Genomic DNA, 13,753 nt, shown 5'->3' with positions numbered 1-13,753 from the left:
GATGGAGCGTGAGAGGGTCTGCTTATGTCAGTATCGTACCCGGTATAATGGGTTTTCCCCGCAGAAAATCTGCGGCGGACAGGCGTTTTCCCGAAGGCCCCTGGAGGCTGTTGACAAGGATGGCGCCCTGGCCTGCCGCAACCATGAGGGTTGTGGGCGAAGCCTTCAGCACGGTTCCGGGAGAAGCCTTTTCATCGCAGGATACGGGAAAGACATCAAAAATTTTTAAAATCTTGTCGTCCATCCGGGTAAAGGCACCGGGCCAGGGCGTCATGCCCCGTACATGGGCGTCAATGGCGGTTGCGGAAAGATGCCAGGGGATACGACCATCTTCCTTTTTGAGGAGGGGGGCATAACTGGCTTCGTCCGGGTTCTGGGGGATGGGCTGAATGCGTTTCTGTTCCAGGCTTTCCAGGGTTTCCACGATCAGCTCCGCCCCCAGAAGGGACAGTTTGTCATGCACATCCGCAGCCGTATCCCGTTTTTCAATGGGAAGGGCCTTCTGGAGGAGAATATCTCCTGTATCCATACCCGCATCCATTTTCATGGTGCTGATGCCGGTTCTGCTTTCTCCACGGGCCACAGCCCACTGGATGGGGGCTGCCCCCCTGTACCGGGGCAGAAGGGAGGCATGGATATTGACAGAACCCAGAGGCGGGATATCGAGAAGCCTCTGGGGCAGGATATGTCCATAGGCAACCACCACGAAGACGTCGGGGTTCAGGGCCAGAAGGGCCTCATGAATGCTTTCCGTTTTCATGGACAGGGGCTGGAAAACGGGAAGGCCCAGGGAAAGAGCTGCTTCCTTGACCGGCGGAGCCTGAATTTTTTTGCCTCTGCCCTGGGGCTTGTCCGGCTGGGTATAGACGGCCAGAATGTGGTGCCCGGCCGTGACCAGCGCGTGGAGGGGAGGGAGGGCAAAGGCCGGAGTTCCCATGAAGACGATGTTCAGGGCCATCAGAGGCCCTCCCTGCGCATCTGCTTGGCCACGCGCTTGGCGTAGAGACCGCGTTTCAGGGGACTGATACGGTCGATGAAAAGAATGCCGGCAAGGTGATCCATTTCATGCTGCACAATCACCGCCTCAAAGTCTTCCAGATCGAGACGTATGGACTCACCTTTTTCGTTCTGGGCTTCCACCGTGATCCGGGCATGGCGTTTGACGTCCGCCCTGAATTCCGGAACGCTGAGGCAGCCCTCATTTTCCGAGGAAAAACTGCCTTCTGCCTCCAGGAGTCTGGGGTTGGCCAGAACCCGGAATTCCCGTTTTTCAGGATCCGCATCGGGATCATAAATCAGAAGGCTCAGGGCTTCTCCGATCTGGTTGGCGGCAAGGCCCACGCCAGGAGCCTCGTACATGGTGTCCGCCATATCCTGTAGCAGATCCTGAAGGCTCTGTCCGAAATCCGTTACGGGCCGGGTGGGCTGTTTCAGAAAAGGATCGGGATAGGTCAGGATGGTACGTGTGGCCATGGTATACCTTTCATGAAAGACCGTTTTTTTGCAGGCAGACGGTCATGGAAATCAAAACAGGGTGGCCCTGTTCTTTTCATAACGGAAAAAGGCCCCAAAAGACCCGGTCAGGCTCTGGGGCAATCGTGGATTATAGTTCATGGGCAGGAAATGAAAAGAAAAACCTGCGTCATATTTCGGGACTTGCAGGAAAAAGGTGTTTCAGGGTGTTTTGGCGTCCATCTCCTGCAGGGCTTTCAGGGTGCGGGTGTCCGATGAAAACCGGAATCCCGTGACAAGGGCGGATACCAGCCCCACCAGGATAACGGGGAACATGAGCACCACATGGCTGAGCAGGGCGTAGCCTGCGGCATCCGCGTTGCGGAAACCAAAAAGAGCCAGGGAGAAGACCACTCCCGCTTCCCAGATTCCCCAGAAGCCTGGAACCGAGGGGATTGCAATGAAAAAATTGACCAGCACCATGACGGCAATGAGCTGGAGGAAATTTACCGGAATCCCAGGGCTGCCCTGGGCAAGAAACCAGTAGGGCAGTACCTGCATCAGCCAGATGGTGAGGGACAGCAGAAGACAGGAAAGGAGTCTTGAGGGATTCCGGAGTCCTTCGAATCCTGAGGCCACCTGATCCACAAGGCCTTCCACCAGAGGCAGCAGGCGGTTTGTGAGGCTGTGACGGAAATTGTTTGAAATAAAAGGAAAATATTTGACAAAGGTTCGCAGTCCCTTTTTGCCAAGCTCCCGCAGGGAGGGGACAAGCAGGCAGAAGATGATAAGGGTCAGGATCAGGCAGAGCCAGGCCATCCGGGTTGCGATGGCAAGGAGCATGGTGCTGCTCAACTGGTAGTCTCCCACATGCAGCACCTCCGTTACTTCTCCCAGATCCATGAAGTGAAAAACAAAGGCGAGAAGTCCCAGCAGCACGCCAAGATCCAGTACCCTTTCGGCTGCGATGCTGGAAAGGCTGGTGGCAAAGGGAAGGGCCTGTTTCCTGGCAAAAAGCATGGGGCGGACGATTTCTCCGATGCGGCCCGGAAGGATACTGTTCAGCATGAAACCGATCATCATGGGATGAAAGGCGGAAAAAAAGGAAACCTGTTTATGGTGGGCCAGAAGACTCTGCCAGCGCCAGGCTCTGAAAACAAAGCCCAGCACGCAGAAAAAAACAGCCGGAAGAATCCAGACCGGATTCATGTTCTGAAAATAGGCCAGAACTTCCCCAAGCGGTGCATGGCGCAGGGCCAGGTACAAGGCTCCCAGAGAGATGGGAAGAGCAAGAAAAAGACCCAGACGCTGTTTTTTTTTCATGGAGTCGGGGTCAGTCCTTTCGTGGCAAAAAGCTGCCTTGCCCGTTCAATATCTTTCTGGATTTGGGCGGAAAGGGCCTCAATCCCGGAAAATTTCTGTTCTCCCCGCAGACGCTGGATGAAATTGATGCGGATTTTCTGTCCATAGAGATCTCCGGAGAAGTCGAGGATATGGGCTTCTACGGTGAAGATATTGTCCTCAAAGGTGGGACTGTATCCGATATTGGCCACGCCGAGGTGCTTTCCGAGGGGGCTTTCCACGCTAATGGCATAGACACCCGTGGCCGGACAGAGTTCATCCTGAAGCCTGATGTTGGCTGTGGGAAAGCCGAGAAGTCTGCCCCCCCGCTGGCGTCCCGGTTCAACCTCTCCCCGAACCTGATAGAAGCGTCCCAGCATGGGCACAGCACTTTCCACATCCCCCGAAGCCACAACTTCCCGGATACGGGTACTGCTGATACGTTCTTCCATGTTTTCCGGTTTGATCCAGTCCGGCGTGATCACCTCAAAGCCCAGTTCTTTTCCCATCTCCCGGAGCAGGCCGATATTGCCTTCCCGGTTTTTGCCAAAGGCGTAGTCCGGCCCCACCACGATGGCCTCCATGCCAATGGTGCGGATGAGGAGGTCACAGATGAAATCCTTTGCGGGTATGCTGGCAAAGGCCTTGTCAAAGGGCAGTACCAGCAGGGCATCGAGAAGTCCGGATGCCGTGATCAGCTCGATTTTCTGTTCCCTCAGTGTAATGAGGGGAGGACGGCGATCCGGTCTGACCACAAGAAGGGGATGGGGATCGAAGGTGAGGGCAACAGCGGTTCCCCCGAGGGTATCGGCCTGTTTCCGGACATGCTCAAAGAGTGCCGTATGGCCTTTATGTACCCCGTCAAAATTCCCCAGAGTGACAACGGCCCTGGGGAAGGGACGGACGATTTGTGAAATATGGTCAATAACTTGCATATCCTGGTGGCTTCCTCTTCCAAAAGCTTCGGGGAAATTTCCCGGCTCTTTGTGTTTTGCATCCTGTCTTTTAAATTTTTCTCCTTGACACCACAAACTGAGGGCTATATAAAACGTCGCGTTGCTGAGGTCAATAGACTTTCTCCTGACTTTTTTCTTCATTGAAAGTCTTGAAATTTCAGTAAAATGCCGAAGTGGTGGAATTGGTAGACACGCTAGGTTCAGGGTCTAGTGGACGCAAGTCCGTGGGAGTTCGAGTCTCCCCTTCGGTACCAGACAGAAAGTACTTGACAAGTTTTGATGCAGGCTGTAGTTCCTTGCACACTGTTTTACGCCGAAGTGGTGGAATTGGTAGACACGCTAGGTTCAGGGTCTAGTGGACGCAAGTCCGTGGGAGTTCGAGTCTCCCCTTCGGTACCATATCAGAAAGAGAACAGGCTTTTCAGGCTGGATTTGCTTTTGAATAATTCGGGTGGTGCGGAGTGCGCTTATGAATCCAAATGGATTCTTGAAACCTTGAGTTAGGAAAAAAAGCAATCCGGTTTTTTATTTGGGTCTGTTTGTGCATCAAAAACCTGCTTTTGCAGGGTCATGTTTTAACCAGGATTTCTTAATGAAGGCAAAACCCTCTTCTACATCCCTCAATGATTCTCGGCATTATATCTGGACACCCTTTTTCCCCCTCCCCAGCAATCATTCTGATGCTTCCTTTTTTATCCCCCGGAATACCATCCGATCCCTCACAGGACTACAGGAATATGCCCCCCGGCACAGTCGTTGGGATGTTCCCCATTTCCCTTTGCCTTTTTCCTGTTGCTGAACCTTCCTTAAAAAAACAGAAGATGAACCGTGACGCAGCCATGTCGTCTCAGGTATTGCCTTTGTTCCCATGCCCTTTTCCTCAGAGGTGAGAACAGCCGTACTGTTTATCCATACAGCAGTGACTCCATCGTTTCCACGCTGGAGCATGGGAACGATAGCTGATCTAAGCTTTTAATATGATTGAAAATTCGTTTGAATACCTTTGCAGCACAAGGGCATGCAGGTCATGCCCTTGTGTGCGTTCAGGGGATGTATCCGAAGATTTTTGGAAGCCAGAGCACTGCAGCGGGAAAATAACTGATCAGAAGCAGTACCAGAACCTGAATGGCAAGGAAGGGCATTACGGCCCTGGACATGTACATGAGATTTTTTCCCGCAACGGAACCTGTAATAAAAAGACTGACCCCTACGGGCGGAGTGCAGTAGCCCAAGGCCAGATTGACGGTCAGGATGAGTCCGAAATGCAGGGGATCAATACCGTAGTGCAGGATAATGGGTAGCAGGACCGGGCCGAGGATCAGCGTGGCGGAAATAATGTCCATGAACATCCCCACGAAGAGCAGCAGGATGTTCATGAGCAGCAGGAGGGCTTCTGGCGAGCTGACCCCGGCAAGAACAGCTTCCGTGATACGTCCCGGAATGTTTTGCAGGGTCATGTACCGTCCGAAAACCGTGGCACCCGCCACAATGATGAGGAGGGTGGCTGAGGTAACGGCGGAATCCACCACCACATGCTTCAGTCGTTTGAAATCCATGGATCTGTGGATGAACATTTCGACAAGGATGGCATAGGCAGAAGCCACCACCGCCGCTTCATTGGCCGTAAACATACCGGAAAAGATCCCGCCGAAAATAATCACGGGCAGCAGAAGTGCCCATATCCCATCTTTCAGGGCTGCCAGAATTTCTCTGCCATCCATGCGGCGGGTATGCAGATCTTTGTTGTTGCGGAAAATCCAGGCCGTATACAGACAGGTCCCCAGGGTGATGAGGATACCAGGCAGAAAGCCTGTCAGAAAGAGTCCTTCAAGAGAAACATTGCTGATCATGCTGTAGAGGATCATGCCGATACTGGGGGGGATGATCACCCCCAGATTGGGAGCTGTGGTCATGACGCCCACAGCATAGCGCTCCGGATATCCGTGGGCTTTCAGGGCAGGAATCATGAACCCGCCGATGGCCACGACAGTGGCTACCGTGGAGCCGGAAATGGCTCCGAAAAAAGCGCAGGCCACAACCCCCGCCATGCCCAGCCCGCCGGGCAGAAAGCCCACAAAGGCCTGGGCAATGCGGATAAGTTTTTCCACGATCTTTCCGGAGGTCATGACATTTCCACAGAGGATGAAAAAGAGCACCACCACCAGCGCAAAGTTGTCAAGGCTTCGCAGCAGGGTCTGAAAGACCAGCAGCAGAGGCATTTCCGTAAAAAGAAAAAATCCTCCAAGAGCCGCAAAAACAAGGCAGATAAATACGGGAATATAGGCAGCCATGGCTCCCAGCAGGATCAGGAGCAGGATGAGATCCGGTGTGGTCATATCTTCCTCGGGCGCTCCGTTCCGGCGCTTTCGTTTCTGGCGTTTTCAGCTGTGATTCCCTCATCCTGCCAGACCCGCCAGAGCTGCTCTCCTGTCCGCAACACCATGAGCAGCCCGGATAAGGGCAGGATGGCGTAAAGCACCCACAGGGGCATATTCCAGATAATGCTGGACTGGCCTGTCCGGAACATCATCCATGCAAGTTCTCCCCCGAAGCGCAGCAGCATGAAGGCAAAGAGCAGAACGGCAAGGAGGCTGATCAGGGCGAGCAGGCGCTGGAGCCGGGGAAAGATCTGGGCCAGGGCATCGACGCGGATCAGCTTGTCCTTGCGTATGGCCACGGAAAGTCCCACAAAGGTGGTGTAGATAATGGTGTTGCGAACCAGTTCATCGGCTCCGGCAAAGGTGATGTGGAAACCGTAGCGCAGGATGACAGACGCGAAAAGTCCCACCAGGGCTGCCATGACAGCGATAAAAAGACTCCATTCTTCCAGTTTCAGGAGCAGGTATCCCATACGCTTCACGGTGTGTACCCCAGGTAGGTCTGTACCTCCAGAAGGTAGTCTTCCGGCCTGTAGGTATCACTGGGATACAGGCGGTTGATTTCATTTTTATAGCGTTCATGAACCTTTATGCCACGGGATTTCAGTTCTGCCATTTCGTTTTCCGGAAGCGTGTGGAAGAGCACCCCGCCTTCTTTGGCTTTCTGGATTTCCGTTTCTTCCTGGGTTTTGGCTTCTTTACGGATTTCTGCGGCGACTTCCTTAACGGTTTCTGTGAAAACGGTTCTCAGATCCTCGGGGAGGCTGTTCAGCCAGGCCTGATTGAAGATCCAGATGAAAAGTCCCTGGGCGTAGTTGATCTGGGTGAAGTGGCGGGCCACCTCAAATTTTTTGGTAATATTGCAGACCGTAGGCGTATGATCCAGGGCATTGATAACTCCCTGACGCAGGGCCACTGGGACATCGGGCCAGGGCATGACCACGGGACGCAGCCCCCATTCCCGGTAGAGGAGCTGGTTCACGGCGGCTTCGGCAATGCGGAAGCGTGCGGGGCGGGCCTGGGCCAGGGTGGTGATGGGCTGGGTGCTGGCCCAGCCGTAACTTCCGTAAGCGGTGATGTCCAGTCCCACAATCCCCTGATGTTCCATGGCTTTCAGGAAGTGGGCAAAGAGGGGGCCGGATTGAACGAAACGCTCCAGTTGCTCAAAGGAATCCACAAGAAAGGGAAGGTTGACAATCCCGAAACGGGGGCCGAGGTTGGTTGCAGCCACAGAACTGACTCCCATGCCCTGTATGGCACCCATCTGAAGAAGGTTGAGCACCTCCACCTCTCCGCCAAGCAGGGAAAGGGGCTTGAAATCCACATAAATTTTTCCTCCGGTTTTTTCCCAGAGCCGATCCCGGAGTACAAAACCTGCGGAAACCCCTTTGATGACCGGATGGGAAACATTGGAGACAATGCAGCGGTAGCTGGCCGTTTCAGGATTAAAGGCAGGTTTGAAGGCTTCCAGGGCAGCATTGGCGGAAGCCAGCCGCGTCATGGCAAGAAGCCCCAGTACAAGACCGGTACTGACGAGGGAAAAAAAGCGCATGAAGACTCTCCTTTTTCAGGATGATGGGGATATGAAGAGGGGGCGCCCCAGGGACAGGATGGCTTCGCGCAGATCCTTAAGGGAAAGAACCCGGCTGCCCATGCGTCTCTGGATGAGAAAACCCTCAAAAAGTGCGATGACAAGGGCTCCCAGTTTCCGGAGTCCGTCAAAATCTCTGGCGTAGGGTGAAAGAATTTCTGCAAAAAGGTCACTGGACAATCTGTAGATCCCCGTATCCAGATGTTCCCGAATTTCCGGATCTCCGGAGCCGTGCACGGTGAATTCCAGAAATATTTTGGCCCATTCATCATCCGCAATCATGGTTTCCAGAAAATCGACCAGAACATTGAGGGTGCTTTCTCCGTCCTTTGCGGCTTCAAGGTGGGCCTTGCGTTCTTCCCGGTGCTGCTGCATGCTGGCCTGCATGATATCGAGAAAGAGGGCATCCTTGCTTTTCCAGTAACGGTAGAAATTGCCCTTGGCATAGCCTGCTTTTTCCGTGATCTCCGAGATGGTTGCGGCGGTATAACCCTTTTCTCCAAAGATTTTCACGGCTGCGGCCATGAGTTCTTCCTGGGTTTGTCGTGATTTGATCTGCTGCTTGTTCGCCATGATGACCCTTATTCATTTTTTGACCGATGGTCATTGATGGGGGCACTTAGCATCCCTGCTCCCGCTTTGTCAATGACAGTCAGGGAAACTTCTGAAAAAAAGAGGGGAAAGGGGAAATCCATGCAGGGAAAAACCGGAAAGCAAAATCCCCGCATATGCGGGGATAAAAGAGGTTCAGAATCTATTTTTTTTGGGGGGGGGCAGGAAGGGGTCAGCTTCCTTTTTCGCCCGACTCGGGAAGGATGCGGGTGTAGGTGCAGCCCTCAGCAGGACATTTGAGGTGAAGTCCAAGTTTTTTGCTTGTTTTTTCAACGAGAAAGGGATGAGAACAGTCCGGACAGGTTTCGGGTACGGGTTTATCCCAGAGGGCAAAACTGCATTCAGGGTAGCGGTTACAGCCGTAAAAGACCTTGCCCCTTCGGGATTTTTTTTCCACAATTTCACCCGTGCAGCCCGTTTCAGGACAGCCAACCCCCGTGCCGTTTCCACCTGCGGGGGCAACGGCGTTCAGGTTGCTGGTGTTTTTACACTCGGGATAACCGCTACAGGCCAGAAAGGTACCGAAACGTCCCTGTTTCACCAGCATGGGCCGCTGGCACTTATCACAGACCTGACCCTCTGCGATATCCACATCCGGCTCCACAAGACGGATACCTCCCTTTTCATCCCGTTCGTAGTTTCTGGAAAAATGACAGTCCGGATAGGCACTGCATGCGATAAAGGGGCCGTTTTTTCCCACTTTGACGTGGAGGATGCCCTTGCCGCATTCAGGGCAGGTCATTTCCGTTGGAATGCCCACCCCTTTGATGCTTTGCATGTCTTTTTTGGCGGACTCCAGTTTGTCATGAAAGGGGGTATAAAAATTCTGAAGTATATTCAGGGCATTCACTTCTGAGCTTTCAACCCGGTCGAGGTCATTTTCCAGTTTTGCCGTGAATTCCACATCGAGGACATCCGGGAAACTGGTGACCAGCAGATCATTGACGATAAACCCCAGCTCACTCGGCCTGAAGTAGCGGTTCACCATTTCCACATATCCCTTGTTCCGGATGGTGGACAGGATGGTGGCGTAGGTACTGGGACGTCCGATACCGTTTTCCTCCAGCTCCTTGACGAGGGAGGCTTCGGAAAAACGGGGGGGCGGCTGGGTGAAATGCTGTCTTGGGGTGAGTCCCTTGCAGTCGAGAATCTCCCCTTCCTTCAGATCCGGCAGGTTCTGTTTTTTTTCTTCCTTCTCACCGCCTTCCTCCGATGCAATATAGAGACGCATGAAGCCTGCAAAGGCAATGGTGGATCCGGACACGGAAAACCCATAGTTTCCGGCAAGGATACCCACATTCACCTGGTTGATGCGGGCTTCGCTCATCTGGGAGGCCACAAAGCGTTTCCAGATCAGCTCATACAGGGCAAACTGATCCTTGTCGAGGAAGGGGCGCACCTTTTCCGGTGTATGGGCCACGGAAGTGGGACGGATGGCCTCATGGGCATCCTGGGCCTTGTTGCGGTTCTGAAAGGCCCGTGGTTCCGATGCGGCAAAGGCCTCACCAAAGTGGGTACGGACATGCTCGATGGCTTCATGGGCCGCTTCTGCGGCGATACGTGTGGAGTCCGTACGCATATAGGTGATCAGACCCACCGGCTCACCTGGGCCCAGATCCAGACCTTCATAGAGCTGCTGGGCCACAATCATGGTTTTCTGGGCGGAAAAACGCAGTTTCCGGATGGCTTCCTGCTGGAGCTTGGAAGTGGTGAAGGGGGGAAGGGGATTGCGTTTTGTGGTTTTTTTCACCACCTTGTCCACCCGATAGACGACATTCTCCAGGTCTTTCAGGATGGACTGCGTGCTTGTTTCATCCGGAATCTCAATTTTTTCACCAGCCCTGCGGTTCAGTTTGGCTTCGAAATGCAGGGGACTGGCTGCGGAAAGCAGTTCTGCGGTAATGCTCCAGTATTCCTGGGGGATGAAGGCCTGGATCTGGCGTTCCCGGTCACAGATGATGCGTACGGAAACGGATTGCACACGACCTGCGGAAAGTCCGCCCTGCACCTTTTTCCAGAGGAGGGGAGAAATCTGGTAGCCGACCAGCCGATCCAGGATGCGGCGGGTCTGCTGGGCATCATAGCGGTTCAGATTCAGTTCTTTCGGGTTTTTCAGGGCTTCTTCGATACCATTCTGGGTCAGCTCATGGAAAAGAACCCGGTGAAAGCGCCGTCCCTTTTTTTTGAGAACCTCCGCCGTATGAAAGGCAATGGCTTCTCCTTCACGATCCGGGTCAGGAGCCAGATAGATATCACTGGCATTTTCCGCCGCAGCCTTCAGGGATTTGATGATGTTCTGCTTGCCCTTGATGGTCTGATACTGGGGAGCAAAGCCGTTTTCAATGTCTATGCCCATTTCACGGGGCGGCAGATCCCGGATGTGTCCGGAGGTGGCTGTGACGTTGTACCGGTCTCCGATGTATTTTTTGAGGGTTCTGACTTTGGTGGGGGATTCGACAATGACAAGAGGTTTGCTCACGGTGCATCCTTCATGGTTTTACGAAATATTTTCCAGGGTGCTGAACCACCTTTCCCTGGAGTTCAAGGGCGAAAAGAGTGGCGGAAAGAGGACCCGCTGCCATGCCTGTCCTGATGCTCAAGGTATCAATGTGAATCGGATAGGCGTCAAGAGCTTTAAGCACGGTTGTTTCTGTCAATGCAAGAGAATTTTCAGGGGGCTGTGGATCCGGACGTTCTTTTTTGTACTGCACAATGTTTAATTCATTAAGAATATCCTCTGCTTTTTCCACAAGGCAGGCCCCTTCCCGGAGCAGGCGGTGGGTACCCGCACTTTTCATGGAACGCACGTTTCCGGGCAGGGCAAAGACTTCCCTTCCCTGTTCTGCGGCCAGGCGGGCGGTGATGAGGGAACCACTGCGATCCGCCGCTTCAATGACGGCCGTTCCCAGGCAGAGACCGGAAATAATGCGGTTACGTGCTGGAAAATTGGGGGCATCGGGTGGGGTTTCCATGGAAAAGGGAGAAACCAGCGCACCGGAAGCTTCAATGCAGCGGCTGAGGGGGCGGTTCTCTCCGGGATAGACATGGCTGAGTCCGCAGCCCATGATGGCAAGGGTCTGCCCCCCCGCACTCAGGGTGCCTTCATGGGCTGCCGTGTCAATGCCCCGGGCGAGGCCGCTGACCACGACCACCCCAGCCTTTGCAAGATCCGCAGCAATGGAAAAGGCGTTGTCTTTTCCGTAGCGTGTCGCATTTCGCGATCCGATCACGGCAACGGCGACGGCATCCCGGGGCAGAGTTCCCTTGACATAGAGTACGGGAGGGGGATCGGGTATTTGTGCCAGAAGTTCGGGGTAGCCCGGCATACCGAGTCCGATGATCTGGACATTGTGGGCCTGTGCAAGCGCCATTTCCCGGAGAAAGGGGGAATCGGGCAGGCGGGCCGCAGCTTTCATATTTTGTGCGATGTGCGGAGAAATACCGGCGATTCTGCAAAGAGTTTCGGTGGAAGCCCTGAAAGCCGCATCGGGATTTCCAAATGCTGCCATCAGTTTTGAAAAACGTAAAGGCCCGATACCGGAAACCGCCTGCAATTTGAGCCAGGGCAGGATGGAAGGCGGTTGGGGAAAAAGGGGCGCAGGCGTCTGCATCAGAAAAGATTTTTCAGTCGGGTTTCAGCCTTGGCTGCGGCATCGGTGAAGGGATAATCCCGGATCAGCTGCCGCAGTATGGTGCGCCCGCCGTCCTTATCCCCGGTATTGATCCGGGAAAAGGCATTTTTCAGGAGGGCATCCGGAGCCTTGCCACCTCGGGGATACCGGGTCAGCACCTCTTCAAAGGTTTCAATGGCCGCTTTGTAGTCCTTGCGGGCATAATGGCATTCTCCCAGCCAGTAGAGGGCATTGTCCGCAAGGGTATGATCCGGGAAGGAATCTGCCAGTCTGCGGAACAGGGCGGCCGCTTTGTCATATTCCCGTTTTTGCAGGGTTGCAAAGGCCAGTTCATAGAGCTGTCCGGGTTCCTGGGGGAGAAGGGCCGGACTGACCGGAGCAGGAGAGGACGCAGGAGCCTGGGAAGTTTGGGGTACAGCGGGCGGAGAAGGGGCAGGGGCGGTTCGCAGGGTACGTTCATGTCCATCCACCATGAACTGCAAAACGGAAAGCCGCTGGGAAAGGTCGGCAATGGCCTCTTCATTTCGTGCAATCTGGCTTTCCATGGTGGTGATACGGGTGGCGTTGGGATCGGGCTGATGGGAAGCACAGGCCATGAGAATGGAAGAGAGGCATAGGATTCCAGTGATAATCCGGATGGCTTGCATCCCTGTGAACATGGGCATAGGGAACCTCCTGAAGCTGCCCGGCCTGTGGGACAGGCCGGGCGCAAGGGGCCGTATCAGATCGCCTGTTTTTTCTGCCAGAACAGCAGTATAGGACAGGCGATAAAGATGGAGGAATAGGTGCCGACAACAATACCCACGAGCAGAGCCCTGGAAAAATCATGGATAATTCCTCCCCCCAGGAAAAAGAGGGCAAGGAGAACCAGCAGCGTGGTTCCCGAGGTGAGCAGGGTTCGGCTCAGGGTTTCGTTGATACTCAGGTTGATCAGGGCCGCAAAACTTTTTTTGCCTCTGGCGCTGAGGTTTTCCCGCACCCTGTCAAAAACGATGATGGTGTCGTTCAGGGAATAGCCGATAATGGTGAGAATGGCGGCAATGATGGGCAGGTTAAACTCAATATCCAGAACGGAAAACAGACCTATGGTGATAATGACGTCATGCACCAGGGCAATGGCCGCCCCCATGGCATAGGCCAGCCCCAGTTTCCAGAAGACCATGAGGGTAAGGAAAAGGGCCGCAAGAATAAGCATGGGAACGGGCAGGCTGATACTGAAGATGCTTTCCACAATCTGGGGCAAAAGATAGACGACACCGATGAAAAGCCCTGCCACAGCACCGCTGAGCAGCCATTTCATCTCAAAACGCCCGGAGATGTAAACCATAATAAACAGAAGTGCATAGAAAAGGGCATAAAGGGCCTGGGATCTGAGATCCTGGCTGACCTGGGGGCCGACCACATCCACGCTGAGAATTTCCGCCGGAAATCCCGTAGCCTCATGGAGTTTTTGGGGCAGGATGGCCAGGATACCCGATTCAGCATTCAGGGCCTGTATGGTACGAATCTGGAGCAGGTGGGTCTGATTCTCCTGCGATTCCTGGAGGGTTGCATGGCTGAGCCCCATACCTTCCAATGCTGTTCTCACCTTTGCGGTATCCACTTTTTGCTGGAAAGCCACAAGGACCTGGGTGCCCCCGGCAAAATCGACGCCATAGCGGGGGCCTTTGTGGAGAATCAGGGAAAAGAGGCTGAAGAGAATCATGGCAGCAGAAAGGGCAAAGGCTGCTTTCCGTTTGCCAATGAAGTCAAAGCTGGTTCCGGGTTTGATGAGCTGCATGGAAAGCCGTC

At 54.1% G+C, this 13,753-nt stretch carries 12 protein-coding genes and 2 tRNA genes; 2 read left to right on the top strand and 12 right to left on the bottom strand.

Annotation, left to right across the window (positions count from 1 at the left end; genetic code table 11):
- Window positions 1-22 precede the first annotated feature (22 nt).
- From fmt to BR04_RS08060, 4 genes are all read right to left on the bottom strand, one after another.
- Complete coding sequence (fmt, locus tag BR04_RS08075; RefSeq protein WP_496355489.1) at window positions 23-958, bottom strand: methionyl-tRNA formyltransferase; 936 nt, start codon at window positions 956-958, stop codon at window positions 23-25.
- Window positions 958-1,473 (bottom strand): peptide deformylase, encoded by a 516-nt coding sequence (gene def, locus BR04_RS08070; protein ID WP_496355488.1) that lies wholly within the window; start codon window positions 1,471-1,473, stop codon window positions 958-960. Before def ends, fmt begins: the two co-directional genes overlap by 1 nt.
- A 201-nt stretch (window positions 1,474-1,674) precedes the next feature.
- Window positions 1,675-2,775, bottom strand: coding sequence for a lysylphosphatidylglycerol synthase transmembrane domain-containing protein (locus BR04_RS08065; RefSeq protein WP_496355487.1), 1,101 nt, complete (start codon window positions 2,773-2,775; stop codon window positions 1,675-1,677).
- Window positions 2,772-3,728 carry a bifunctional riboflavin kinase/FAD synthetase gene (locus BR04_RS08060; RefSeq protein ID WP_496355486.1) on the bottom strand — a complete coding sequence of 319 codons (957 nt, stop codon included), beginning with the start codon at window positions 3,726-3,728 and terminating at the stop codon, window positions 2,772-2,774. The genes BR04_RS08065 and BR04_RS08060 overlap by 4 nt, the downstream gene beginning before the upstream one ends.
- A gap of 188 nt (window positions 3,729-3,916) precedes the next feature.
- On the opposite strand from BR04_RS08060, the gene BR04_RS08055 reads away from it, so the two are divergent.
- Window positions 3,917-4,003, top strand: a tRNA-Leu gene (locus BR04_RS08055).
- A gap of 58 nt (window positions 4,004-4,061) precedes the next feature.
- Window positions 4,062-4,148, top strand: a tRNA-Leu gene (locus BR04_RS08050).
- Window positions 4,149-4,792: 644 nt separating this feature from the next.
- On the opposite strand, the gene BR04_RS08045 is transcribed toward BR04_RS08050, so the two are convergent.
- From BR04_RS08045 to secF, 8 genes are all read right to left on the bottom strand, one after another.
- Window positions 4,793-6,085, bottom strand: coding sequence for a TRAP transporter large permease (locus BR04_RS08045; RefSeq protein WP_496355485.1), 1,293 nt, complete (start codon window positions 6,083-6,085; stop codon window positions 4,793-4,795).
- Window positions 6,082-6,600, bottom strand: coding sequence for a TRAP transporter small permease (locus BR04_RS08040; protein WP_496355549.1), 519 nt, complete (start codon window positions 6,598-6,600; stop codon window positions 6,082-6,084). The genes BR04_RS08045 and BR04_RS08040 overlap by 4 nt, the downstream gene beginning before the upstream one ends.
- Before the next feature lie 5 nt (window positions 6,601-6,605).
- Window positions 6,606-7,679 carry a TRAP transporter substrate-binding protein gene (locus BR04_RS08035; RefSeq protein ID WP_496355484.1) on the bottom strand — a complete coding sequence of 358 codons (1,074 nt, stop codon included), beginning with the start codon at window positions 7,677-7,679 and terminating at the stop codon, window positions 6,606-6,608.
- 15 nt (window positions 7,680-7,694) lie between these two features.
- On the bottom strand, window positions 7,695-8,291 hold the full coding sequence (locus BR04_RS08030; protein ID WP_496355483.1) for a TetR/AcrR family transcriptional regulator: 597 nt from the start codon (window positions 8,289-8,291) through the stop codon (window positions 7,695-7,697).
- 211 nt (window positions 8,292-8,502) lie between these two features.
- Window positions 8,503-10,809, bottom strand: coding sequence for a type I DNA topoisomerase (gene topA, locus BR04_RS08025; RefSeq protein WP_496355482.1), 2,307 nt, complete (start codon window positions 10,807-10,809; stop codon window positions 8,503-8,505).
- Between the two features lie 10 nt (window positions 10,810-10,819).
- Window positions 10,820-11,941, bottom strand: coding sequence for a DNA-processing protein DprA (dprA, locus tag BR04_RS08020; protein ID WP_496355481.1), 1,122 nt, complete (start codon window positions 11,939-11,941; stop codon window positions 10,820-10,822).
- Window positions 11,941-12,627, bottom strand: coding sequence for a tol-pal system protein YbgF (ybgF, locus tag BR04_RS08015; protein WP_496355480.1), 687 nt, complete (start codon window positions 12,625-12,627; stop codon window positions 11,941-11,943). Before ybgF ends, dprA begins: the two co-directional genes overlap by 1 nt.
- 56 nt (window positions 12,628-12,683) lie before the next feature.
- Window positions 12,684-13,742, bottom strand: a complete 1,059-nt coding sequence (secF, locus tag BR04_RS08010; protein ID WP_496355479.1) for a protein translocase subunit SecF — start codon at window positions 13,740-13,742, stop codon at window positions 12,684-12,686.
- Window positions 13,743-13,753 lie beyond the last annotated feature (11 nt).

Source organism: Desulfobotulus sapovorans DSM 2055, assembly GCF_059569355.1.
Note: the sequence above shows the minus strand (reverse complement) of the source record. Positions and strands in the feature narration are given on the sequence as shown.